This is a genomic window from Bradyrhizobium sp. LMG 9283, assembly GCF_045571415.1.
GTDB lineage: Bacteria > Pseudomonadota > Alphaproteobacteria > Rhizobiales > Xanthobacteraceae > Bradyrhizobium.
Window position 1 is genome coordinate 1,401,691 of sequence record NZ_CP120691.1, and the last position, 22,695, is coordinate 1,424,385.

Consider the following 22,695-nt stretch of genomic DNA (forward strand, 5'->3'; position numbering starts at 1 on the left):
CGTGGGATTCAAATGCGGGATCGTCGGATTGCCCAATGTCGGCAAGTCGACCTTGTTCAATGCGCTGACCGAAACGGCCGCGGCGCAAGCCGCGAACTATCCGTTCTGCACCATCGAGCCGAATGTCGGCGAGGTCGCCGTGCCGGATCCGCGGCTGGAGAAGCTCGCCGCGATCGCCAAGTCCGGCCAGATCATTCCGACCCGGCTGACCTTCGTCGACATCGCGGGCCTCGTGCGCGGCGCCTCCAAGGGCGAAGGCCTCGGCAACCAGTTCCTCGCCAACATCCGCGAAGTCGACGCCATCGCGCATGTCGTGCGCTGCTTCGAGGACTCCGACATCACCCATGTCGAGGGCAAGATCGCGCCGCTCGCCGACATCGAGACTATCGAGACCGAACTGATGCTCGCCGACCTCGACAGCCTCGAGAAGCGCGTCGATAACCTCACCAAGAAGGCCAAGGGCAACGACAAGGACGCCAAGGAGCAGCTCGACCTCGTCAACCGCACTTTGGTGCTGCTGCGCGAGGGCAAGCCCGCGCGCCTCGTCGAGCGCAAGGCGGAGGAGGAGCGCGCGTTCTCCATGCTCGGCCTCTTGTCGTCGAAGCCGGTGCTTTACGTCTGCAATGTCGAAGAGGGCTCCGCGGCCACCGGCAATACCTTCTCCAAGGCGGTCGAGGAGCAGGCTGCGAAGGAAGACGCAGTCGCCGTCGTCATCTCCGCCAAAATCGAATCCGAGATCGCGACGATCTCACGTGAGGAGCGCGCCGACTTCCTGGAGACGCTGGGCCTCGAAGAAGCCGGCCTCGATCGCCTAATCCGCGCCGGCTACACGCTGCTCGACCTCATCACCTACTTCACCGTGGGCCCGAAGGAAGCCCGCGCCTGGACCATTCACCGCGGCACCAAGGCGCCAGCGGCGGCCGGCGTGATCCACACCGATTTCGAGAAGGGCTTTATTCGCGCCGAGACGATTGCGTATGCGGATTACGTAACGCTCGGCGGCGAAGCCGGCGCGCGCGATGCCGGCAAGCTCCGCCTCGAAGGCAAGGAATACGTCGTCGCCGACGGCGACGTGATGCATTTCCGGTTCAATACGTAAGAGGCCGACTGCGTGCCCCGGACGCAGCGCAGCGCTTCTTCAGCGGTGCGCTGCAGAGCCGGGGCCCAGGAGTCTTGATTGTGGATGCATGGGTCCCGGCTCTGCGCCGCGTCATTGCATGCCGCGCCGCGTCCGGGATACGAGATCACCGCATCCCGCCGCCCTGATCCCGGATCGCGCCGAGATGCTCGTTGATGCGGAAGACGATCAGGATCAGCTCCGCGACGATGCGCGAGAACACGATGCCGACCACGACGCTCGCGATCGAGGATAGCAGCACCAGGAAGCCGCCGAACGGGCTGATCGCCATCGCAGCGAGACCTGAGAAGATGCCGGAGAGGCCGAACAGGCAGATCAGCGCGATCACCAGCCAGTAGAAGGTCTTGATGATCGTCGGCGTGATGAAGCGGTCCCATTGGAATAGGTCGCTGAATGAAAACATTGCTCTCCCCAGGCAAATCGGGACGTCAAATTCGGCCGCGTCGATGGATCGTGGCCCTCGGCTGATCCGACTCAAGACCACCGCTGCCACCTCCTATGTAGCACGAGCCATGCGGGCCGGCGGCTTGAGATTGCTGCAAAGTGCGGCCACAATCTGTCATTCCCGCAAAGCTTTCCCAAGATGACCCTGACCTTCGAAGATTTCCCGCCCGGCCGGTTCGGCACGTTCGGCCCGCGCCATGTCACCCGCGACGAGATTCTGGCCTTTGCCGCCGAGTTCGATCCGCAACCGATGCACCTGGACGAAGAGGCGGCGGCCAGGAGCATGCTGCGCGGCCTGTCCGGCTCGGGCTGGCACCTGTGTTCGCTGATGATGCGGATGATGGCCGACGGTTTTATCACCCGCGCCGCGTCACTGGGATCTCCTGGCGTTGACGAGGTGCGCTGGTTGTCACCTCTGCGCCCTGGCGACGATCTTGTGCTCGATGTCGACGTCGTGGAGGCGCGCACCTCGAAGAGCCGCCCGGAGCTCGGCATTGTGAAGTTCAAATGCACCGCGCGCAATGCGGCGGGACAGGCGCTCGCCGAGATGACCTCGCCGATCCTGATCAAGCGACGCGAGGGAGTGGTCTGATGCGGTTCTTCGAAGACATCGCGATCGGCCAGCGCCGCGAGATCGGCTCCTATACGTTCACGGCGGAGTCCATCAAGACATTCGCCGCAAAGTTCGATCCGCAGCGCTTTCACCTCGACGAGGAGGAAGGCAAGAACTCGCTGTTCGGCGGACTCGCCGCCTCGGGCTGGCATGTCGGCTCGGCCTGCATGAGCCTGCTTGTCGCCGACGGCCAGCGCCTGGCGCGCGAAGCCGCTTCACGTGGCGAGGAGGTTGCGGTGTGGGGCCCGTCTCCCGGCTTTCGCGACCTGCGCTGGATCAGGCCGGTGCTCGCCGGCGATACCGTCGCTTACGTCAACGAAGTCATCGACAAGCGCTCCTCGGCCTCGCGCCCAGGCTGGGGTATTCTGACGGCCCGCACCACCGGCACCAATCAGCGCGGCGAGGAGGTCTATTCCATCACCGCCTCCGCCTTCGTGCCGCTGCGCAAGGGCGGTTAGATCTGTTCCAAGATGGACGGGGCAAATGAGTGCGCAAGTGTTGCCCTCGCGCTATGGACGCTATTCCGGGCGGCTGCCATAAGCCTGCGCAACATGGTTACCGCGAAGCAGTTTGGCGGAACCGGTGAGATGCTAACTAATTATGAACCTGTCGCTGCCTATTTGAAACGAATTGGCAGAGGACAGGGGACGAGGACCATGGCTGACCGCGGCGCACTTAAATTCGTTGGATTCATCTTCGCGACCGCGACGCTGGCTGTGATGCTGGTCGCCGGCATGGTGGTGAAGGGCTATGCCGATGGCGCCTACACGCTCGAAGCCTCGACCGTGGAAGCCGACCGGTAAGAATTCGTTAATTGTTCGGGGCCGTATCGGGCCCTGTATCAGCGGCTGTAGACGAACGCCAGCACCGCGATCGCAACCGCCAACAATCCGACGAAGCGCAGCATGATCGTGCCGAGTTGATTCGGCGCGGGCCGCAGCGATATCGGGTCCGTGTTGTCGGGCCGAATGCTTTCCATGACATGTCCCCTGAGCCCGGCCGTAACGGCCAATGGCGCTTGGCATTGGTCGCCGGGCAGGGGCGGAGGGTTCAAAGGCGGACTGTGTTGGGCCGCGTCAATGTGTGACCCTCTGTTCACTTCCGCACTGTCATCTCCTTCGCGGCCACACCCACCGCTGTCATGCCCCGGCTTGCCGTCTTCGCTGAAGCTTCGCCGGCTGAGCGCCCTTGCAGGCTCGGCGTAGCCTAGCGGAGCCGGGACCGGGGCATCCAGTACGCCGCCGCCTGTCGATTCTTGCCTCACCGTCTCGGAGTACTGGATCGCCCGATCAAGTCGGGCGACGACACCGTCGTTGACGAGAGTGTGCTGCCATCACACCTCATGAATCAAAACCGCCGCGCTCCCTTTCGGGAACGCGGCGGCTGGTGATGCCAGAGGCTAATCGATCAGCTGTTGCGCAGGCCGTCGGCGGCGCGCTTCCACTGCGCGACGTTGTCGGCGATCATGCGGGTCGACTTCATCGCGGCCTGGCTGAGCTGGGCGTAGCCGGAGATCTCGCGCTGGACGCGCTGGCCTTCGGCATGCAGCAGGTCGCGCAGGCTCTCGAGCTCGGAGATCAAATTCTCGATCTCGGCGAGCGAGGTGCCGGCGACGCGCTGGATCAGCGAATTGACGTTGTTGACGGTGGCTTCCGCGCTCGGATCGAGCGGCGGCGCGTCGGTGGTCGAGGCCGGACGGCGCAGATAAGCGATGTCGTTGCGGACGAAATCGCGGATGCCGGCTTCGACTTCGGTCACGGCGGCGAGGTTGGTATCGACCGTCTCGGTCTCGGTGGCTTCGATCTTTTCCGGGCGAATGGCGTTCATCGTTGTTCCCCTGTTCGCGTTGAGCGCAGCGCGAGTGTCCCCCGCACGACGACGTCTGTGAGGCAGCCCGCATCAGGGCGTCCGATTTTGACCGTAAAGGGGCCGAGATGCGGCAGGGCCGGACGATTCGAGGGTTTTGCCGTGGCGCATGGTTAGGGAAATGTGAATGCTGTTCCAGCGGCGAACTTCTATCTCCTCATGGTGAGGAGCGCGCTCCTCGGCGCGCGTCTCGAACCATGCAGGCCCCGCCGCAGCGGCGGGGGCCTCGATCCTTCGAGACGCCGCTGCGTGGCTGCTCAGGATGAGGAGAGATAGAGGAGCGCTCGGTCACCAGCTCTTCTTGAAACCGGCCGTCAGGCTCTTGTTGATCGCGCCTTGCGAGGTTTCGCCGACCGAGCCGGAGACGGTGACGTTGTCGAACAGTTTTTGCTCGGCGCCGACTTTGCGCAGCCATTTGTCGTCGGTAGTCGACAGCGTCTGGCCGGCGGTGATGCTGGTGCCGGTGTCGGTGAGAGTGATCTTGGCGGTCTGGTCGGTCTCGTAATTGCGCGTGACGTGGCCGCCGATGCCGGGGACGGCGGTGGTGCCCTGCTGATTGACGCTGTAGCCGTTCTGCAGCGTCAGCGAGGTGTCGCCCGACAGCGGCACCGATTTGCTCAGTGACGCCCCGATCTTGCTGTGCTCGGCGCCGGGATCGACCCGGGCTTCCACCGCGGTCTTGTCCCAGATCGAGCCCGCGCCGGGCGCGGTCGCCGCCGCCCAGGCGCTGCCGGAGGATTGCGGCAGGCTGCCGCCATTGGCGGCCTTCTGCGCCAGCAGCTCGGACATCGTCTTGGGCTCGCTCGTCACCGTCATGTCGGCACCGATCCGCGTATCCCAGAACGAGAACACGGACTGCTTCACGGTCACCGCCGAGGAGCCGTTTGCATTGGGGTTGGACGACCAGTCCAGGCCCTCTTTGGCGGCGGCCCGGGCACGCTTCTTGGCCGCCATGGGGTCAATGCCGGTCCCGGCATCGACCGCGAGCTGGCTCCAGTCGAGCTTGTCGACATCGATGCCCTTGAGCACGTCGGGGTCGTTGACGTCGGGCGCCTCTGCGGCCTCGGTCGCTTCGTCGCCAGGCGCGGCCGCTGTGGGCGGAATGATCTGCGCCGAGACCGTCAGCACCGAGCCCAAAATGAATGCGGCCGCCAGCAATGGCAGCCTGGTCCAGCCAAACCCTGTCGAGAATTCCATCGTCCTGCCCGCGAGCCCCGGCGCATGCTTTGCGATAATATATATCGGCAGGCCGCAAAGACCATGCGCCATTCCGCGCTGAAAGTGCCGCTTCATCGTTGCGGAATTGTGGCGGTTCGCTTGGGGACCCGAACCAACGGGCCGCGCGAAAGGTGCGCGCCCGATGACGAGCTCTTGATGCGACGGCATCCGGCGGGGCTGGAGGCCAGGACGTCGCGCCAGGCAAGGTCATCGGTCCCGACAAGCAGGGCCCGTTGGCATCCCCCTCAGCCGACGCTGCTCATCTTCGGCAGATGAATGGCGCGGCCGAGTGCCTGCTCGACCAGATCGAAGGTGTCGATCAGCACGCGCATGCTGACGAGCTTGCCCGCCTTGAACTGGGCGAACTGCGCCACGCGCAAGCTGATCGGCTTGTTGGAATCCAGAGCCGTCAGCGAATAGCGCAGCATCGAGGCGGCGGAATCGGCGCCCAGCATGATGCTCTCGCGGTCGAAGCGGCGGACGTGGAAATTGTCGGCGAGCTGGCGGATGACGTCGAGCACGGCATCCTTGCCCTGCCGCGCGCCGAAAAACGGAAACATGTCGATCGGGCCGTAGAGCGCCCACTCGACGTCCTCGTCGATCAGCGCTTCGATATCCCTGAAATGCCGGTCGTTGATCGCGCGGTGCAACGCACGCGAGAAACGCCAGAGACTGTGCTCTGTCATTTGGGGCAGTCCTGAAGCTGGCTTGCGAAAAAACGGAAAACAACCCCATGCACACTCAGGTGCGGGGGGTCAACTCGTTTGTATGCGAACAAATACGGGGTTTCGGCCAAAACGCAATTCACGTTTTCGCAATGCACCATTGAACGGGTTTTGTGAGATTTGCAATAGAACCCCGTAAAACTCCGTTTCCGCAGGTTCCCGCGGGAGAGACGCATCAATCCACCCGCGCGCCCGTGATCAACGGCCCGATCTCCCGCTCCAGCACCTGCTGCACCAGGTCGTAGGAATCGATGATCTCGCGGATCTCCGCCACCAGCCCGCCGCGGAAGGTGTAGAACACCGCAATGTCGAACTGCACGATGCGATCGTTGCTGCGCTTCCTGAAATAGGAGTGCATATAGGTCGCGACCGCCTCGCCTTCGGCAAGGATGTGCGGCGCCTTGTAGCGGATTTCCGAATAGCGCGACCAGACCGTCTGCCAGAACTCGCGCAGCTCCTGCTTGCCGTGGCGCGGCACCATGTGCGGCAGCACGTCGATCGGCGCGTGCGTGAGGAAGTCGACGTCATCGGTGCAGCAGGACAGCGCCGTCTCGATATCGCCGCGCGCGAAGGCGTCGAGCAGATGCACGACGCGCTGGCGATTCAGCTTCTCCACTGTCATCGCGCCCGTCCTTGTTGGTCACGTGCGTTGCGCAACGCTAACGCGCGGTGTCGAGCATCCGCAATCCGCAAAATCACAGGGATGTTGCAGACCTTTTGACGCGATCACCGGCAAGGACCACGGCACCGGAGGCAAGCATCGCCCCGGGAGGATCTCCAAACAGGGAGACCGTGTGCTGCGAGCGCTGTTGATCAGCGGTGCCAGCGCCTATCTGCGGCAACAGAAGGCGCGCGGCGTCACCGATCCGTGGCTGCGTGATCTGCTGGCGCGGCGGCCTTATAAGGTCGCCATGGTGGCCTTCGCGGCCAAAACCGCCCGGATCATCTGGGCCATGCTGGTCAAAGGAGAAACCTACCGAGACCGCGCGAGCGCGCCGGCTGCGGCCTAGTTGAGGGGCAACAGCCGCCGCGCTCGCGCTCCACGCCTATCGGAAGGGCACTAAAGGTGTGATGGCAAATGGTCTGGAAAACGGGATCGAAACACTCCGCATCGTCATCGCGCGTCACAGCGCGCCGCAATGATTGGAATTCGATCAGCGATCTCCATCAGGGCCCGCGGTCAATGGCCGCTTCTCGAGGCCGTATACATGACCGCTCCCCGATTCATTTGCTGAAGCACCAAAAAGCCCTTGCCGAGAGGGGGCCGTCCATACATGACGATGTGGTGAGCAGTTGCGAGCTCAACCGGGGGCTTTGTAGCGGCCCCGCACGCAGGGGAGGGTCGGTCCCGCCGCTCCCGCGGCGTGACCCAACTCACATCACCCCCGTCCAGGCGCAGCTACCGTCAACCCAAGTCATCAGGGAGACGAGCCATGGCCGCCTTCGCCACCGCCAGAAAGTCCCGCCTGCACAACGCGCTCGAAGGCCTCGCGCTGACCGCGGCCCTGCAGAGCTTCCCGACCTTCGCTACGGCGGCCTTCCTGCTCAAGCTCTGCGGCAACCACGACCTCGTCGGCGACTCCGGCGTCGCCATCTTCGTCGCCATCGCCTCGCTCGCCCACGCGACGCTGGCTGTGACCCTCGGTCCGAGCTTCCCGGCATTGTTCAAGACCGTCTACGAGCCGAAGTTCTTCGAGGCCCATCTGTCGCTATCCGACAAGATCACCGCATGGCGCACCCAGCCCGTCGCTTCGCTCCAGCTCGTGACGATCGTGCTGTTGCTGTCGGTGATGGCGGTGGTGACGGCGAGTGTGGGTTGAGGGGACAAATCTCTCCTCGTCATTCCGGGGGCGCCGCGGAGCGGCGAGCCCGGAATCCATCACCACTAGCGCAGATGCGCCGCCTACCTCTTCTTCCACCCCCCGCGCCGCCCCGGCGCGCCGCCCGTCGACTTCGGCGCCGGTCCGAACTCCGGCCCCGACTGCCGCGAGTCCGTTGGCTGGATGATCCGGCTGGTGCTGCCGAACGGCTTTGACGGCAGGTTCGGGTTGGCGCGATACGGCAGCGACTCCGGGCCGTGCATTTCGTCGAGATGCGGCTTGTGCACGCGTGAGCCCTTGCCGCCGCCGGCTTTGAGCGCGGTTGCGGCGCTCTTGTTCTTCATCGCGCTGACGGGAAGGTTGGCAGCGTCGCCGTACTTCTTCGCGCCGGCATAGGCGCCGGCCTTGCTCTGCACGGCCCGCTGTTTGGCAGTGGGGTCATCAACCACCGCAAGCTCCGTCGCGCGCAGGCGCTTGACTTCGTCACGCAGGCGAGCGGCTTCCTCGAAGTTCAGATCGGCGGCGGCCTCGCGCATCCGCGTTTCGAGATCGGCGAGCACGGCCTCGAAATTGTGGCCGATCGAGATGACGTCGTCGGTCATGTCGTGGCCGCCGACTTCGACCAGCACGTGGTCGCGCTCGTAGACGGAGTTGAGGATGTCGCCGATCTGCTTCTTCACGCTCTCCGGCGTGATGCCGTTGGCGTTGTTGTACTCGACCTGCTTCTCGCGGCGGCGGTTGGTCTCGGCGATGGCGCGCTCCATCGAGCCGGTCATGCTGTCGGCATAGAGGATCACTTTGCCGTCGACGTTGCGCGCGGCGCGGCCGATGGTCTGGATCAACGAGGTCTCGCTGCGCAAAAAGCCTTCCTTGTCGGCATCCAAAATCGCGACCAGCGCGCATTCGGGAATGTCGAGGCCCTCGCGCAACAGGTTGATGCCGACCAGCGCGTCGAACGCGCCGAGCCGCAGGTCGCGGATGATCTCGATGCGCTCGATGGTGTCGATGTCGGAGTGCATGTAGCGGACGCGGATGCCCTGCTCGTGCAAATATTCGGTGAGGTCCTCCGCCATGCGCTTGGTCAGCACCGTTATCAGCGAGCGATAGCCGGCCTGCGCGGTGGCGCGGACCTCGCCGACGAGATCGTCCACTTGCGTGCGGGCCGGGCGAATATCAACGGGAGGATCAATAAGTCCGGTCGGGCGGATGACCTGCTCGACGAACACACCGCCGCTCTCGTTCAGCTCCCAGCCGCCGGGCGTTGCCGACACCGCGATGGTCTGCGGCCGCATCATGTCCCACTCCTCGAAGCGGAGCGGGCGGTTGTCCATGCAGGAGGGCAGGCGGAAGCCGTATTCGGCCAGCGTCGCCTTGCGGCGGAAGTCGCCGCGGAACATGGCGCCGATCTGCGGGATGGTGACGTGGCTCTCGTCGGCGAAGATCAGCGCGTTGTCGGGGACGTATTCGAACAGCGTCGGCGGCGGTTCGCCGGGCCGGCGGCCGGTGAGATAGCGCGAATAGTTCTCGATGCCGGCGCAGCTTCCGGTCGCCTCCATCATCTCGAGGTCGAAGGTGGTGCGCTGCTCCAGCCGCTGCGCTTCCAGCAGACGGCCCTGATTATTGAGCTGATCGAGCCGCTGCTTGAGCTCGAACTTGATCGACTTGATCGCCTGCACCAGCGTCGGCCGCGGCGTCACATAGTGCGAGTTGGCGTACATCTTGATGAATTCGAGCTCGTCCTGCTTGTGGCCGGTGAGCGGATCGAACTCCTCGATGGCCTCGATGGTGTCGCCGAACAGGTTCACGCGCCAGGCGCGGTCTTCATAGTGCGCAGGGAAAATATCGATCACATCGCCGCGCACGCGAAAGGTGCCGCGGGTGAAATCGGCCTGGGTACGCTTGTATTGCAGGGCGACGAGGTCGGCGATGAGCTGGCGCTGGTCGATGCGCTCGCCCTTCTTCAGCGCGAAGGTCATCGCGGTGTAGGTCTCGACCGAGCCGATACCGTAGATGCAGGACACCGACGCGACGATGATGACGTCGTCGCGCTCCAGCAGCGCGCGCGTCGCCGAGTGACGCATGCGGTCGATCTGCTCGTTGATGGAGGAGTCCTTCTCGATATAGGTGTCGGTGCGCGGGACGTAGGCTTCGGGCTGGTAGTAGTCGTAATAGCTGACGAAATATTCGACGGCGTTGTCGGGGAAGAAGTTCTTGAACTCGCCATAGAGCTGGGCGGCCAGCGTCTTGTTGGGCGCCAGGATCAGGGCGGGGCGCTGCGTCGCCTCGATCACCTTGGCCATGGTGTAGGTCTTGCCCGAGCCGGTGACGCCGAGCAGCACCTGGCTGCGGTCGTTGCGTTGGATGCCCTCGACCAGCTCGGCGATCGCGGTCGGCTGATCGCCTTTGGGCTCGTAGGACGACTTGATCTCGAAGCGCACGCCGCCTTCGGACTTTTCCGGGCGTGGTGGCCGGTGCGGCGTCCACACCTTCATGGAGCCGTCGTCCTTGCGGAACTCAGGCCGGCCCTCGCGGATCAGCGACTCCAGCGCATCCGCGGTCGCCTTGACGCCGAGCGCTTCCATCTTGCTGCGCGGTGGACGCGCCAGTGCCTCGGCATCGTCCTCTTCCGTCGGCAGACCGAGCTGACGCGCCAGTTCCGGATCGAGCGTCGGGATCGTGGCCGCCGTGCCGTAATTGGCCTGCGGCGCCTCTTCGAAACCACCTGTCTCTCCGCTCCCTCCCCCCTTGTGGGGGAGGGATGTTGGTCGCGCCATATCCTGCGGAAACTGCTTCGCGGTCGATGCCCGCGCGCGGTGTGCGGCGGCCTCGCCTCCGGCGCGGCGGTCGCGCGAATTGTCCGGCGGCGGCTGCAGGCCGGTGCCCGAGCCAAGCCCGGCATCGCCGCGATTGATCGCGGGATTGAGCAGCTCGGCCAGCGCCGGCCCGATCGGCTGCACGTCAGGCCGATGTGCTCTAGATTTGGGGGATTTGCCGGATTTTTCGGAGGATGCAGGTTTCTTCGCCATGAGGCGAATATGGGACGAGTCCGCCGCGCGATAAAGGGCGAATGCCCGCTGCCATGCAGGCTGCTGACAGCAGGTTGGCAGCAGCCTTGCAGGTTACGCCGCCGGCAGCGGTCCCTCGTCGTCCCCGGGCGTGACATTCGGCTCGAGGATGTCGAGATGGATGCCGCCGCAATCGGTGCAGCGCATGGTCCAGTACTCGCATCCGGCGCGGCCGCCGATCACGCGGAGCACCGCGAGATCGCCGTCGCATTCCGGGCAGTTGGACAGCACCGCGCGGGCGTAGATCCGTGGCCGCGCTGCGTTGATTTCGATGATGGACATGACCGGTTTTTCCCCTTGCGCCGCCCTGTCTCTGGTCCGCCCGCGGACCCGTTGGTCTATTCGTCGTCGCTGTCGGCCCGCCGGCGGAAGCGATCGATGTGGTTCTTGGCATCGGCAATCGCGGCATCGCGATCGGGCCAGGCGAAGCCGACTTCCATGGCGGGAAACAGCACGCCGTCGATGGCCACCGGGCTGAAATCGGCACGCCGGATCCGCGCGTGCCACAGCCCATTGCCAGCTTCGAAGGATTCGATGTCAAAGCCGTCGTAAAGGGTCGTCATGAGTGTAGGTCCCACGTTTCTTTTCGGAGGATCAGGGGACCACGTTTGCGGATTTCAGAATGTGAAGCCGTTCACAAGCGATGCGGCTTTTTTGCCTCAGGGCTTCTCGAAGCGCTTCAGTTCCGCCCGGTGGCGCGGCCGATCCGCCGCGGGCGGGCGGCGGGTTCCGACGCCGCCCGCATGATCCAGCGGCGGAACGCGGCAAAGTCGCGCTGCTCGGTCTGAAAGCTGCGATAGAGCAGGTACCAGCGCATGCCCTTGGGAACCGAGAGATCGAATGGCGCCACCAGCCGGCCGGCAGCGAGGTCGTCGTCGATATAGGGGCGGATGCCCATGGCGATGCCGAGCCCGTCGGCGGCGGCCTGCAGCGCCTGACCGTAGAACTGGAACTCGGGCCCACGCGCGTTGATCCGCGCCGCGCCCGCGGCCTTCAGCCAGATCGGCCAGTCCTCGGGTGAGTGCGCGACGCGGATCAGGCTCGGTCCCTTCAGGTCGGCCGGACGCTTCAGGCCGCCCGCGAGGCGGGGCACGCAGACGGGGGTGAGATCGCCGGCGAACAGCGGCTCCGCGACGAGGCCGGGCCAGTCGCCGGTGCCGAGCTTGATGCCGCAGCTCCAGTCCTCGCCGAACGGCACCGCGGCGCCGCCGGTGGTGAAGCGCACCTCGATGTCGGGCTCCTCGCTGCGAAACTCCGACAGGCGCGGGATCAGCCAGCGCATCGCAAAGGTGTGGCCGACGCCGATGGTGAGCACGCGCACGCTGGCAGGCGCCGTCACCTGTGCGGTGAGGCTCGCCAGCGCATCGAAGATCGGGGTCAGCCCGCCCTGATAGGCGCGGCCGGCCTGCGTCAGCACCAGGCGGTTGGCCTTGCGCTCGAACAGCGCGACGCCGAGTCGCTCTTCGAGCAGATGCACCATGCGGCTGACGGCGGCCGCCGACACGCTGAGTTCCAGCCCGGCCGCAGCAAAGCTGCCGGTCCGCGCCGCCGCCTCGAACGCCTTGATGCCGTTGAGAAACAGCAGCCGCCGCAAATGTCCGACCCTCAGGAAAGCTGATGCCAGGCCAAGGTAACTCAGTTTGCGGAGGGGGAGCAAGCGAGGCACAAGAATGAGAGTAACTCCAAGTTGTTCTACCGGGAGGCGCCGCTACCTTCGCCTCTCCCCGCAAGCGGGGCGAGGGAGTGATGCAGCCTCCGTCCCTTACGTTTGAGCCACCGCAGGAGAATTCTCACGTGACGCCCATCATGATCGCTGCCCTCGGATTGCTGATGGTCGCCACCGCGTTCCTGTCGGGGCTGTTCGGCATGGCGGGCGGGCTGATCCTGATCGGCGTGCTCTTGGCCTTGATGCCGCTGCCGACCGCGATGGTGCTGCATGCGATCACGCAGATGGCCTCGAACGGCTGGCGCGCGTTCCTGTGGCGGGCGCATATCCGCTGGCGGCCGGTCGCGAACTACATGGTCGGCGCTGCGGTCGCGCTCACGGCCTGGTCGCTCACCCGCTATGTGCCGGACAAGCCGACGGCGCTGCTGATGCTCGGCATCACACCTTTCATGGCGCGGTTGCTTCCCACCAACATCAAGCCGGATCCGGACCGGCTCTGGCAGGGCACGGTCTATGGCACGATCTGCATGGGCTTGATGTTGATGACCGGCGTCTCCGGCCCGCTGCTCGACACCTTCTTCCTCGGCGGCGATTTCGGCCGGCGCGAGAAGGTCGCGACCAAGGCGATGTGCCAGCTCGTCAGCCACTTCACCAAGCTGGTCTATTTCGGCGGCATCATCGATCAGGCCGCGAGCCTCGATCCCGTGCTCGCCGGGGTCGCGATTGCAGCCTCGATGCTCGGCACCACGCTGGCGCGGCGCATCCTCGAAGCCATGACCGACCAGCAGTTCATCGCCTGGTCCAACAAGCTGATCACCACCATTGCCTGCTACTACATCGCCTATGGCGGCTGGCTGTTGCTTCGTGCGCCGGTTCTGGCCGCCTTCGACAAGGGAGGCTTGCAATGAGCGAGACTGCCGATCCGCTGGTGCTGGACTTCGTCGAATGGGTGGCGCGCGAGCCGCGCGCCTATGCCGAGGTGATCGCGACCTGGAAGACCTCGTGCCCGCGCCTCACCATCTGGGAGGACGCCGCCGATTGCGGCTATGTCGCGCGCGAGACGGTTGCCGGCCTCGGGCTGGTCATCGCGGTGACCAAGGACGGCGAGAGGCTGCTGCGCACCAACGGGCGGTGATACGCACTTCGTCTGCACATCGTCATTGCGAGCGCAAGCGAAGCGATCCAGAATGTCTCTGCGGCGGCAGCCTGGATTGCCTCGCTGCGCTCGCAATGACGGAACAGCACCATGTCACTGAAGCTCTTCGAACTCGTCGGCACCGATCCCGCGCGCCCGTTCAGCCCGTATTGCTGGCGCACGCGGATGGCGCTGGCGCACAAGGGTCTATCGGCGGAATCGCTGCCCTGGCGTTTCACCGAGAAGAGCGTGCTTGCCCCGCACGGCTCCGAGAAGGTCCCGGTGCTGTTGCACGACGACAAGCCCGTGGTCGATTCCTGGACGATCGCGACCTATCTCGAAGACAATTTCCCGGATCGCCCGTCGCTGTTCGGCGGCGAGGGCGGCCGCGCGATGACGCGCATGATCAACGCATGGGGCGACATCGCCATCGTCGGCGGCATCTTTCCGCTCATCATCGCCGACATTCCGAAGAGCCTCGCCGAGGTCGACGCTGCCTATTTCCGCAAGTCGCGCGAGGCGCGCTTCGGTGGCAAGAGCCTGGAAGATGTGATGGAGAGCCGCGACGCTGGCGTCGTCGCCTTCCGCAAGTCGCTGGAGGTGATGCGCCAGACGTTCAAGACACAGCCCTTCATCGGCGGCAGCGCGCCGAACTACGCCGACTACATCGTGTTCGGCGGTTTCCAATGGGCGCGCGTGGTCAGTCCGTTCAAGCTGCTCGAAGCGGATGATCCGGTCTATGCCTGGCGCGAAAGGCTGCTCGATGCGTTCGACGGCATGGCGCGCAAATCGCCGGGGTTTGCGGCGTAACCTGCGTCGCTTTGTAGGGTGGGCAAAGGCGCAAGGCGCCGTGCCCACCATCCTCTCCGAATGTGCAATGAAAAGGGTGGGCACGCTTCGCTTTGCCCACCCTACGATACCGGGCTACGCGCCTCCGCAGCCGCTTTCCGCAAGCACTCCCGGCACAGGCAGTCCTCGCCCTCGACCGGCATCGGCAGTCGCGCGGTTTCCTCCGCGCACCAGCAGTTGCCCGAGAGATCGCAGCCGAACTCGGCGCCGCAGCGGGAGCAGGCCAGGCGGCGTGGTTCCTGCAACGCGAATTCTTTCGGATTTGTCATGATTTACGCCGAAGCTTCGCCGTCATTTTCATGTCGGGTTCATCTGTCGCTGCGCTATATTATGCGCCGAGCACGCATCAGGAAAGCGGTTGGCAATCCGCGAAGGACAGACCGATGGCCCGCGATTCGCAAGCCGCCCTCATCGCGCTCAACCGCTTCGGCTTCGGCGCCCGCGGCGGCGCATCGGGCGGTCTCATCAATGCAGCAACCGACCCGCGCGGCTTCGTGAAGGCCGAGCTTGCGCGTCCCAATGGCGTGCTGCTGGAAGCGCCCGGACTGCAATCGACGCCGCAACTCGGTCAGGCCGTGTTTGCCTATCAGGACCAGGTCAAACAGGCGCGTGAGGCCGCCAAGGCCGCGGCGCCCGCCGAAACGCCGGCAGCCGAAACGCCGGCACAAGCGCCTGCCGATCAGAAGCCAGGGCTGCGCCGCAATCTCTCGCTGAACGCAGCGGCGGAGATCACCGGCCAGATGGCGGAGGCAAAGCCGCCTGATGCGCCGGCCAAGCCCCAGACCATGCAGCCCAACGCGGCCACGCCGCCTGCCGCCAAGCCGGCACCGCAGCCGCTCAACGTGATTCAAAAGACCTTTCGCGCCGAGGCGCTGGCGCGGTTGCAGCGCGCGACGCTTGTCGACTGCGGCTTCACCGAGCGGCTCGTCGTGTTCTGGTCCAACCATTTCTGCATCTCCGCCAGCAAGGGCGAGCTGGCGCGGATCTGGGCCGGCGCGTTCGAGCGCGAGGCGATCAGGCCGCATGTGCTCGGGCGATTCGCCGAGATGCTGAGGGCGGTCGAGCAGCATCCGGCGATGCTATTCTTCCTGGACAACCAGCAATCGCTCGGGCCGGACTCGCGCGCGGGCCAAAACCGCAAGCGCGGGCTGAACGAGAATCTGGCGCGCGAGATCATGGAGCTGCATACGCTCGGCGTCGGCGGCGGCTACACGCAAGGCGACGTCACCTCGCTCGCGCGCATCATCACCGGCTGGACCTTTGCCGGACGGCAGGGGCAGTTGGGAGCACCCGGCTCCTTCGTCTTCAACGTCAATGCGCATCAGCCCGGGCCGCAAGTCCTGCTCGGCAAGACCTACGAGGCCACCGGGCTCGCACAGGGCGAAGCCGCGCTCGCCGATCTCGCGCGGCATCCGTCGACCGCGAATTTCATCGCCACCAAATTCGTCCGTCACTTCGTCGCAGACGATCCGCCGCCGGTGCTCGTCGCGCGGCTGCGCGATGTCTTCGTCAAGACCGACGGCGATCTTAGGGCGCTTGCGACGGCGCTGGTGGATTCCGATGAGGCCTGGAAAGCGCCGCTGACCAAGATGCGCAGCCCTTACGATTTCCTGGTCGCGAGCGGCCGTCTGCTCGCGCGCTTGCCCGAAGATCCCGGGGTGTATCTCAACAGTCTCAACCTGCTCGGCCAGCCGCTGTGGTCGCCGGCAGGACCCAACGGTTTCCCCGACACCAGCGCCGCCTGGGCTGCGCCCGAAGGCATGAAGCTCAGGCTCGACATCGCCGCGCAGATCGGCGCGCGGCTCGGCAACAACGTCGATCCGCTCGATCTGCTGGAGTTCGCAGCGGCTGACGCGGCCTCGACCGAAACGCGCCGCACCATCGAGCGCGCGGAGTCGCGGCAGCAGGCGCTGGCGCTGCTGCTGATGTCGCCGGAAATGCAGAGGAGATGATGATGACCGACTGCGTCGAGAACCGGCTCCTCACCTCGCGGCGTGGTCTTCTGCTCGGCGGCGCCTCCTTTGCAGCCTGGGCTTACCTGCCGAAATTCGCCCGCGCGGCCGACGGGCGCGATCCGCGATTGATCGTGGTGATCCTGCGCGGCGCGCTGGACGGGCTCTCGACCGTCGCGCCGATCGGCGATCCCGATTATGCCGGCTTGCACGGATCGATCGCGCTCACGGCCGATGGTGCGCATCCCGCGATCATGCTCGACTCGTTCTTCGCCTTGCATCCGGCGATGCCGGAGTTCGCGCGTATGTATCGCGACAAGCATGCCGCTGTGATCCATGCGGTGGCGACGCCCTATCGCGACCGCTCGCATTTCGACGGTCAGGACGTGCTCGAAAGCGGCTATGCCGGCCCCGGCCGGGTGCAGTCCGGCTGGCTCAACCGCGCGCTGGAAGCGCTGCCGCGCGGCGAGCGCGTGTCGAGCGGCCTCGCGGTCGGGCCGACCACGCCGCTGGTGCTGCGCGGCAGCGCGCCGACCGTCGGCTGGGCGCCGGTGGCGCTGCCGCAGGCGGACGACGACACCGCGATGCGGCTCGTCGATCTCTACCGCCACCGCGATCCTGCGCTGGCCTCGGCGCTGTCGCAAGGCCTTCAGCTCGACAAGGTCGCGAGCGGCGACGACATGAAAGCGACGCGCGGCAACGCCGTCGCACAGATGCGCCAAGTGGCGCGCGGCGCCGCCAAACTGATGGCGGCCGATGACGGCCCGCGCATCGCCGCACTCGCCTTCGACGGTTGGGACACGCATGCCAATGAAGGCGGTCCTGTGGGGCGTCTCGCCTTCCTGCTCGGTGGGCTCGACGGCGCGCTCGCCGAATTCGAAAGCGGCTTGGGCAATCGCTGGCGCGACACCGTCGTGGTCGTTGCCACCGAGTTCGGCCGCACCGCGCGCATCAACGGCACCGACGGCACCGATCACGGCACCGGCACGGTCGCGCTGCTCGCCGGCGGCGCCGTGAAAGGCGGCCGCGTCATCTCGGACTGGCCGGGCCTCAAGCTCGCGAACTTGTATGAGGGGCGCGACCTCAAGCCAACGACAGACCTGCGCTCCGTGATCAAAGGCGTGCTGCAGGACCAGTTCGGGCTGTCGGATCGTGTGCTGGCGGAGACAGTGTTTCCCGACAGCGCAACAAGTGCAAGGCCGATGAAGGGGCTTGCGGCTTAGCTGTCATTCCGGGGCGCGCGAAGCGCGAACCCGGAATCCATCTCTCCACACTTTCTGCAGAAAAATGGATTCCGGGCCCGCGCCTTGCGGCGCGTCCCGGAATGACGAAATATCGGCGGAGCATCAGGAGAACCACCCCATGTACATCGCCATGAACCGCTTTCGCGTCGCCAAGGGCTCCGAGGCCGCCTTCGAGCAGGTCTGGCTCACGCGCGATACTCATCTCGACAAGGTGCCTGGCTTCATCGAATTCCATCTGCTGCGCGGGCCGGAAGCCGAGGATCACACGCTGTACGCTTCGCACACCGTGTGGGCGAACCACGCAGCCTTCGAGGCCTGGACCAAGTCGGAGGCGTTTCGCGCGGCGCATCACCGGGCCGGCGACAACAAGCCGCTTTATCTCGGCCATCCCCAGTTCGAGGGTTTTGAGGTGATGCAGACGGTGGGGCGCGGCGCGAAGTAACGCTGCCGCAAAAAAATGCGGCCCCTGTCAGACGCGGCGACTGACGGGGACCGCTTGGGGCGCTTGATCGGTGACGGGGGCCTGACCAGACGCAGGGGCAGCGTAACCTTGCCGTGTTACGCGCGGGTGACAGGCGGAGTTATCCACAGGACTCCGCGGCACAGGACTCAGAAGATCTTGCGATAGACGATGAAGCCGGAGCGCTCTGCGACCTTGTCGTACAGGCGCTGCGCCGTGAGATTGGTCTCATGCGTCTGCCAGTAGACGCGCGGCGATCCCGCCAGTTTTGCTCGTTCATAGACGCCATGGATCAGCGCCGAGCCGACACCCTTGCCGCGCGCGGCCTCGAGCGTGAACAGGTCCTGAAGATAGCAGGACGGCTCGATCGCGGTGGTGCTGCGATGAAACAGATAATGCGTCAGCCCGAGCAAGCGGCCGCCGTCCTCGGCGACCAGCGCGTGCATTGGCTCATAGGCATCGAAGAAGCGCTGCCACGTCATGCGCGTGATCTCGGGCGCGAGCGCCGTCGGACCGGAGCGGCCGTAAAATGCGTTGTAGCCGTCCCACAGCGGCAGCCATTGATCGTAATCCTGCCTGGTGACGGCGCGAATGGTGAGGGACATGTGAGAATTCCACGATCGATGAAGGGTCCTTCATACGTGATGAAGGGCGCGGCGATCAATTGTCTGAACAGTCGGATAGATATGCAGTCGTGGCAACAGTGTGCCATGCCCCTCACCCGGATCGCACCGGACGATGCTGCGCATCACCGGAGCGATCCGACCTCTCCCCGCAAAAGAGCGGGGAGAGGTTAAGACGCGTAGCGCGCTATGTCCTGAGTGAGGGACGCACCGCTCTCTCACTCCCTCGCCCCGCTCTTTGTTCGGACCGGGGACATAGTGGACGGGTGTTCGGAGACATCGTGGACACTTTCGGCAGCGAATCAAGGAGGCTGTCGGATGCCGTTCCGCGAGGTATCTCGGATGGACGCGAGATTGGAGTTTGTGATGTTGGCCTCGGAGGAAGGAGCCAATGTTCGGCAATTGTGTCGTCGGTTCGGCATCAGCCCGACGACCGGCTACAAGTGGCTGGAGCGATGGCAATCGGCCGGGATCAATGGGCTTCAGGAGCAGTCGCGTCGACCGCAGCGTTCGCCGGCGCGCAGTGTTGCGGCGATCGAGGATGCCGTGCTCTCGGTGCGAGCCGAGCATCCGGCTTGGGGTGGGCGCAAGATCGCCAGGCGACTGAAGGATCTGGGGCGGGACGCCGTTCCGGCGCCTTCGACGGTCACGGCGATCTTGAAGCGACATGGGATGGAACTGGGCAAGTTCGGCGGCGGTTCGCCCGCCTTCACCCGTTTCGAGCGGTCGCGGCCGAACGAGTTGTGGCAGATGGACTTCAAGGGCCACGTGGCCTTGCATGTCGGCCGGCTTCATCCGCTGACCGTGCTCGACGATCACTCGCGCTTTTCGGTGGCACTGGCGGCGTGCGCCGACGAGCAGACCGAGACGGTCAGGCAGCATCTCATCGCGGCTTTCCGCCGTTACGGCCTGCCCGAGAGACTGATCACCGACAACGGCTCGCCCTGGGGCGACGGTCCGGGCAGCCCATTCACCCCGCTCGGGGTTTGGCTGATCGAGCATGGCATCAAGATCAGCCATTCGCGGCCCTATCATCCGCAGACCATGGGCAAGGACGAACGCTTCCACCGTAGCCTCAAGGCCGAAGTGTTGTCGGCTCCTTCCTTCACCGATATTGCCGCCGCCCAGCGTGCTTTCGAGCGATGGCGCACGGTCTACAACACGCAACGGCCGCACGAAGCGCTCGAGCTCGCCGTGCCGGCCAGCCGCTATCAGCCGAGCCCGCGCGACTATGTCGAGACCGTCGCACCCTTCGAATACGCACCAGGCGACGCCGTGCGCCGCGTCCAACAGGGCGGGCACGTCAGCTTCCTCGGCCGCAACCTCAAAGTCCCCAAGGCCTTCCGCGGCAAAGCAGTCGCGTTCCGGCCAACCACACAAGACGGCGTCTTCGACGTCGTCTTCAGAACCCAGCTCATCGCAACCGTCGACATCCGGCCTCTCGACGGAACGACCGAAAGTGTCCACGATGTCTCCGAACACCCGTCCACTATGTCCCCGGTCTGAACACTCTTGCGGGGAGAGGGTGGGTGAGGGGCTATTTCCGCGGACGCAGTTTGCAGTAGCATCACTCCGCGACGCGCAGATACCGGATCAGCCTCCGACCGGTCGGGTCGCGCAGCGAGCGGTAGTAGTCGGCGCGCGACGGCGCGTCGGTGTGGCGCACGAGGTCGGTCACCGGGGTGTAGCTCAGCATGCGCCCGCCATCGGGCAGCGCGGTGCAGACGAAGCGCAGCACCTCGCCGTTGCGCAGTTTGATGTTGATCGGCGTGGCATCGCCGACCCGCACCATCTCCATGCGCTGCGCGATGAAGATGCCGAGCTCGTCCTCGGGCAGCTCGAACGCGCGGGTGTCGCGGCCGTGATACATCAGCGCGATGAAGGGCGGCTTGCTGTCGGCGATCTCGTCCGGGACCGCAAAATAATCGCGGAACGCGCGGTTGATGAATTCGGCCCGGGTCTCGGCATCGAGCAGCACGATGCCGATATCGATCTGGTCGAGCGCGGCGGACAGCCGCGCGGCCGTGGCGTGGCTCCGGCGCTCAGCCGCGAACGTGCCGAGCAGCCGCTCGCGCATCAGGCTGGTGATGCCGGCGGTGCCGGCAGCCGTGATGGCCAGGAGGCCGAGCTGGACCAGATCGGCGGGCCCATAGCCGGAAACGCCGTGGTGATTGAGGAAGAACAGCGCCGCGCCGATCACCGCGACAACCGCGGTCGCCATGGCGGAGGCGAGACCCGCGAGCGCGCCGGCGAGAGCCACGATGCAGACGAACAGCGGCGCGGGCGAGGGAGTGAGGATAAAGCGGTCGAAAATGATAGCAAGCAGCAGGGCTGCTGCCGTCAGCGCCGGACCGGAGATCGCACGCCATTTGAACCGCATGGACCAGTCTCGCTCCTTCCGAACGAGGTAAGGCCGCAACACTGAATGATTGTTGCGCGAGCGCGATGCGAATTCGTGCGGTGTGCTTAAGGCGCGCTTGCGTGCAAGCGTAGGGTTTTCGGACGATTTTAGACCATATGCGCGTGCTTGACGCGCTGTTGCAGCGTCGGCGCATTCAGCGTCGACGTCCCCGCGCCCTTGCGCGTGCCGACGATGATCAGCAGCGATGCCGCGACCAGGATGGCCGCAGTCAGGGTGATTGCAACGACTACCACAGGTGATTTCATCGATGTCCTGTCGCAATGCCGGTCGGCGCGGGGCCGCGTGGCGCCCTGAAGGCTGGTCCAGGATGAAACGGGAATCAGACCGGCAGGCCCATCGCCATGGTCGCCTTGGTCGACAGCACCGTCAGGGTGACGATCAGGCACAGCGAGAGCGCGGCGACGGCGAGCGAGGCCGCGACCGCATGGGTGAGCCGGGAAGACGCGACGGTAGCGGATGGGCTCCGAAAGCCTGCCGTGCCGGACGCCCGCATCATGGTCTAAATCCTTCAACACGCGAGCGAATCACTCGCGATTTCCAGAAATTCCCAGTTTCAACCGGCAATATTGCGGCGGCCATCGCGCTGAAAGTGGCGAGATTGCGGCAAAGGTGGCCCTTATGCCCGCTATTCGCCGGACCCAGTCGCGCCGTCAGGCGCCCGCCGCGATGCTGGCGGGGTCGTCGATGTCGGCCGGGCGCCAGTCCATCGTCACGAAGCCCGGCGTGGCTTCGACGCGTTTCAGCCAGTCCCGGATCGCCGGGAAGGTCGAAAGGTCGAAGTCGCAGCGGTCGGCGAGGTGGGTGTAGCCGTACAGCGCGATGTCGGCCACCGTGAGCTGGCGCGCGGCGAAATAGGCGTTGGTCTTGAGATGGTTCTCCATCACCTGGAGCGCGCCATAGCCGCGCTCCATCCAGTCCTCCAGCGAATGGGTCTGGAGATCGCGGCCGCCCTTGACCAGCGACAGCCAGAAATAGGCCGCGCCGATGTTCGGCTCGAGCGCGTGCTGCTCGAAGAACATCCATTGCAGCGCCTCGGCGCGCTCGATGCGGTTCTCCGGTGCGAGCGGCGTACCGACGGCGACGTACCAGAGGATGGCGTTGGACTCGGCGAGATAGCGGTCCTCGCCGACCTCGAGCAGCGGCACCTGCCCCGAGGGGTTCTTGCTCAGAAAATCCGGCGTGCGGCTCTCGCCGCGCAGAATGTCCACCTCCACCGCTTCGTAAGGCACGTTGAGCAGCGCCAGCGCAAGGCGGACCTTGTAGCTGTTGCCCGAGCGTTGCATCGAATAGAGCTTGTACATTCTGGGGTTCGAATCCAAGGACGGGAAGACGCGGCGCTCGTTGCCCCGCGAGGCGGCTAAACAATGATGCCGATGCGAATCCGCCGCAAGAGCCAGCCAATAGAAAAACTCGAAAACCCTACTGCGCTGCAATGCCGCGGAAGATCATTTCCGC

29 protein-coding genes and 1 pseudogene are annotated in these 22,695 nt (G+C 65.2%); 14 read left to right on the forward strand and 16 right to left on the reverse strand.

Features of this window, described 5'->3' with window-relative positions; genetic code table 11:
- Position 1 precedes the first annotated feature (1 nt).
- Positions 2-1,099, forward strand: a complete 1,098-nt coding sequence (ychF, locus tag P6U29_RS06600) for a redox-regulated ATPase YchF (protein ID WP_407116858.1) — start codon at positions 2-4, stop codon at positions 1,097-1,099.
- A gap of 145 nt (positions 1,100-1,244) precedes the next feature.
- On the opposite strand, the gene P6U29_RS06605 is transcribed toward ychF, so the two are convergent.
- Positions 1,245-1,541, reverse strand: a complete 297-nt coding sequence (locus P6U29_RS06605) for a DUF4282 domain-containing protein (RefSeq protein WP_018648333.1) — start codon at positions 1,539-1,541, stop codon at positions 1,245-1,247.
- 180 nt (positions 1,542-1,721) lie between these two features.
- On the opposite strand from P6U29_RS06605, the gene P6U29_RS06610 reads away from it, so the two are divergent.
- The 3 genes from P6U29_RS06610 to P6U29_RS06620 all read left to right on the forward strand — a co-directional run bounded on the left by P6U29_RS06610 (position 1,722) and on the right by P6U29_RS06620 (position 2,998).
- Entirely contained in the window at positions 1,722-2,174 is a 453-nt protein-coding gene (locus tag P6U29_RS06610; RefSeq protein ID WP_407116859.1) for a MaoC family dehydratase, read from the forward strand.
- Positions 2,174-2,653 (forward strand): MaoC family dehydratase, encoded by a 480-nt coding sequence (locus tag P6U29_RS06615; protein WP_407116860.1) that lies wholly within the window; start codon positions 2,174-2,176, stop codon positions 2,651-2,653. The genes P6U29_RS06610 and P6U29_RS06615 overlap by 1 nt, the downstream gene beginning before the upstream one ends.
- Before the next feature lie 198 nt (positions 2,654-2,851).
- Positions 2,852-2,998 carry a hypothetical protein gene (locus P6U29_RS06620; protein WP_407116861.1) on the forward strand — a complete coding sequence of 49 codons (147 nt, stop codon included), beginning with the start codon at positions 2,852-2,854 and terminating at the stop codon, positions 2,996-2,998.
- Between the two features lie 38 nt (positions 2,999-3,036).
- Here the strand turns inward: P6U29_RS06620 and P6U29_RS06625 are convergent, their stop codons facing one another.
- The 5 genes from P6U29_RS06625 to P6U29_RS06645 all read right to left on the reverse strand — a co-directional run bounded on the left by P6U29_RS06625 (position 3,037) and on the right by P6U29_RS06645 (position 6,626).
- Complete coding sequence (locus P6U29_RS06625; protein ID WP_164934668.1) at positions 3,037-3,174, reverse strand: hypothetical protein; 138 nt, start codon at positions 3,172-3,174, stop codon at positions 3,037-3,039.
- A gap of 428 nt (positions 3,175-3,602) precedes the next feature.
- A complete protein-coding gene (locus P6U29_RS06630; RefSeq protein ID WP_407116862.1) occupies positions 3,603-4,022 on the reverse strand; it encodes a hypothetical protein in 420 nt (139 codons plus the stop codon).
- Positions 4,023-4,349: 327 nt separating this feature from the next.
- Positions 4,350-5,258: a hypothetical protein gene (locus P6U29_RS06635; protein ID WP_407116863.1), complete on the reverse strand. Its 909-nt coding sequence runs from the start codon at positions 5,256-5,258 to the stop codon at positions 4,350-4,352.
- 266 nt (positions 5,259-5,524) lie between these two features.
- Complete coding sequence (locus P6U29_RS06640; protein WP_407116864.1) at positions 5,525-5,965, reverse strand: nuclear transport factor 2 family protein; 441 nt, start codon at positions 5,963-5,965, stop codon at positions 5,525-5,527.
- A gap of 214 nt (positions 5,966-6,179) precedes the next feature.
- A complete protein-coding gene (locus P6U29_RS06645) occupies positions 6,180-6,626 on the reverse strand; it encodes a nuclear transport factor 2 family protein (protein WP_407116865.1) in 447 nt (148 codons plus the stop codon).
- Positions 6,627-6,648: 22 nt separating this feature from the next.
- Here P6U29_RS06645 and P6U29_RS06650 point away from each other — a divergent pair.
- The 3 genes and pseudogenes from P6U29_RS06650 to P6U29_RS06660 form a co-directional block, all read left to right on the forward strand.
- Positions 6,649-6,789, forward strand: a pseudogene (locus P6U29_RS06650) (hypothetical protein); the annotation flags it as partial.
- 9 nt (positions 6,790-6,798) lie between these two features.
- Positions 6,799-7,014 (forward strand): hypothetical protein, encoded by a 216-nt coding sequence (locus tag P6U29_RS06655; RefSeq protein ID WP_407119624.1) that lies wholly within the window; start codon positions 6,799-6,801, stop codon positions 7,012-7,014.
- A 423-nt stretch (positions 7,015-7,437) separates the two neighbouring features.
- The gene (locus P6U29_RS06660) at positions 7,438-7,824 is read left to right on the forward strand and encodes a hypothetical protein (protein WP_407116866.1); all 387 of its coding nucleotides are present in this window, start codon (positions 7,438-7,440) and stop codon (positions 7,822-7,824) included.
- Between the two features lie 83 nt (positions 7,825-7,907).
- Here the strand turns inward: P6U29_RS06660 and uvrB are convergent, their stop codons facing one another.
- From uvrB to P6U29_RS06680, 4 genes are all read right to left on the reverse strand, one after another.
- Positions 7,908-10,850, reverse strand: coding sequence for an excinuclease ABC subunit UvrB (uvrB, locus tag P6U29_RS06665; protein WP_407116867.1), 2,943 nt, complete (start codon positions 10,848-10,850; stop codon positions 7,908-7,910).
- A 93-nt stretch (positions 10,851-10,943) separates the two neighbouring features.
- Positions 10,944-11,171, reverse strand: coding sequence for a hypothetical protein (locus tag P6U29_RS06670; RefSeq protein WP_407116868.1), 228 nt, complete (start codon positions 11,169-11,171; stop codon positions 10,944-10,946).
- Between the two features lie 56 nt (positions 11,172-11,227).
- Positions 11,228-11,452 (reverse strand): hypothetical protein, encoded by a 225-nt coding sequence (locus tag P6U29_RS06675; protein WP_407116869.1) that lies wholly within the window; start codon positions 11,450-11,452, stop codon positions 11,228-11,230.
- A 116-nt stretch (positions 11,453-11,568) separates the two neighbouring features.
- On the reverse strand, positions 11,569-12,483 hold the full coding sequence (locus P6U29_RS06680; protein WP_407116870.1) for a LysR substrate-binding domain-containing protein: 915 nt from the start codon (positions 12,481-12,483) through the stop codon (positions 11,569-11,571).
- Positions 12,484-12,683: 200 nt separating this feature from the next.
- Between P6U29_RS06680 and P6U29_RS06685 the strand changes: the two genes are divergently transcribed.
- The 3 genes from P6U29_RS06685 to P6U29_RS06695 all read left to right on the forward strand — a co-directional run bounded on the left by P6U29_RS06685 (position 12,684) and on the right by P6U29_RS06695 (position 14,500).
- Complete coding sequence (locus P6U29_RS06685) at positions 12,684-13,463, forward strand: TSUP family transporter (protein WP_407116871.1); 780 nt, start codon at positions 12,684-12,686, stop codon at positions 13,461-13,463.
- Positions 13,460-13,690: a hypothetical protein gene (locus P6U29_RS06690; RefSeq protein WP_407116872.1), complete on the forward strand. Its 231-nt coding sequence runs from the start codon at positions 13,460-13,462 to the stop codon at positions 13,688-13,690. The genes P6U29_RS06685 and P6U29_RS06690 overlap by 4 nt, the downstream gene beginning before the upstream one ends.
- A 111-nt stretch (positions 13,691-13,801) precedes the next feature.
- Positions 13,802-14,500, forward strand: coding sequence for a glutathione S-transferase family protein (locus P6U29_RS06695; RefSeq protein WP_407116873.1), 699 nt, complete (start codon positions 13,802-13,804; stop codon positions 14,498-14,500).
- Positions 14,501-14,601: 101 nt separating this feature from the next.
- On the opposite strand, the gene P6U29_RS06700 is transcribed toward P6U29_RS06695, so the two are convergent.
- Positions 14,602-14,808: a hypothetical protein gene (locus P6U29_RS06700; RefSeq protein ID WP_407116874.1), complete on the reverse strand. Its 207-nt coding sequence runs from the start codon at positions 14,806-14,808 to the stop codon at positions 14,602-14,604.
- A gap of 114 nt (positions 14,809-14,922) precedes the next feature.
- On the opposite strand from P6U29_RS06700, the gene P6U29_RS06705 reads away from it, so the two are divergent.
- From P6U29_RS06705 to P6U29_RS06715, 3 genes are all read left to right on the forward strand, one after another.
- A complete protein-coding gene (locus tag P6U29_RS06705; protein ID WP_407116875.1) occupies positions 14,923-16,491 on the forward strand; it encodes a DUF1800 domain-containing protein in 1,569 nt (522 codons plus the stop codon).
- Between the two features lie 2 nt (positions 16,492-16,493).
- A complete protein-coding gene (locus tag P6U29_RS06710) occupies positions 16,494-17,714 on the forward strand; it encodes a DUF1501 domain-containing protein (protein WP_407116876.1) in 1,221 nt (406 codons plus the stop codon).
- A gap of 139 nt (positions 17,715-17,853) precedes the next feature.
- A complete protein-coding gene (locus P6U29_RS06715; protein ID WP_122401029.1) occupies positions 17,854-18,177 on the forward strand; it encodes an antibiotic biosynthesis monooxygenase in 324 nt (107 codons plus the stop codon).
- Between the two features lie 167 nt (positions 18,178-18,344).
- On the opposite strand, the gene P6U29_RS06720 is transcribed toward P6U29_RS06715, so the two are convergent.
- On the reverse strand, positions 18,345-18,800 hold the full coding sequence (locus tag P6U29_RS06720) for a GNAT family N-acetyltransferase (RefSeq protein WP_407116877.1): 456 nt from the start codon (positions 18,798-18,800) through the stop codon (positions 18,345-18,347).
- A 336-nt stretch (positions 18,801-19,136) separates the two neighbouring features.
- Between P6U29_RS06720 and P6U29_RS06725 the strand changes: the two genes are divergently transcribed.
- Entirely contained in the window at positions 19,137-20,324 is a 1,188-nt protein-coding gene (locus P6U29_RS06725; RefSeq protein ID WP_407112701.1) for an IS481 family transposase, read from the forward strand.
- Positions 20,325-20,385: 61 nt separating this feature from the next.
- Here the strand turns inward: P6U29_RS06725 and P6U29_RS06730 are convergent, their stop codons facing one another.
- The 4 genes from P6U29_RS06730 to P6U29_RS06745 form a co-directional block, all read right to left on the reverse strand.
- Positions 20,386-21,198: a PAS-domain containing protein gene (locus tag P6U29_RS06730; RefSeq protein ID WP_407116878.1), complete on the reverse strand. Its 813-nt coding sequence runs from the start codon at positions 21,196-21,198 to the stop codon at positions 20,386-20,388.
- A 128-nt stretch (positions 21,199-21,326) separates the two neighbouring features.
- Positions 21,327-21,485 (reverse strand): hypothetical protein, encoded by a 159-nt coding sequence (locus P6U29_RS06735; protein WP_122401031.1) that lies wholly within the window; start codon positions 21,483-21,485, stop codon positions 21,327-21,329.
- 74 nt (positions 21,486-21,559) lie between these two features.
- Positions 21,560-21,736, reverse strand: a complete 177-nt coding sequence (locus P6U29_RS06740) for a hypothetical protein (RefSeq protein WP_407116879.1) — start codon at positions 21,734-21,736, stop codon at positions 21,560-21,562.
- A 154-nt stretch (positions 21,737-21,890) separates the two neighbouring features.
- On the reverse strand, positions 21,891-22,541 hold the full coding sequence (locus tag P6U29_RS06745; RefSeq protein WP_407116880.1) for a glutathione S-transferase family protein: 651 nt from the start codon (positions 22,539-22,541) through the stop codon (positions 21,891-21,893).
- Positions 22,542-22,695: the final 154 nt, after the last annotated feature.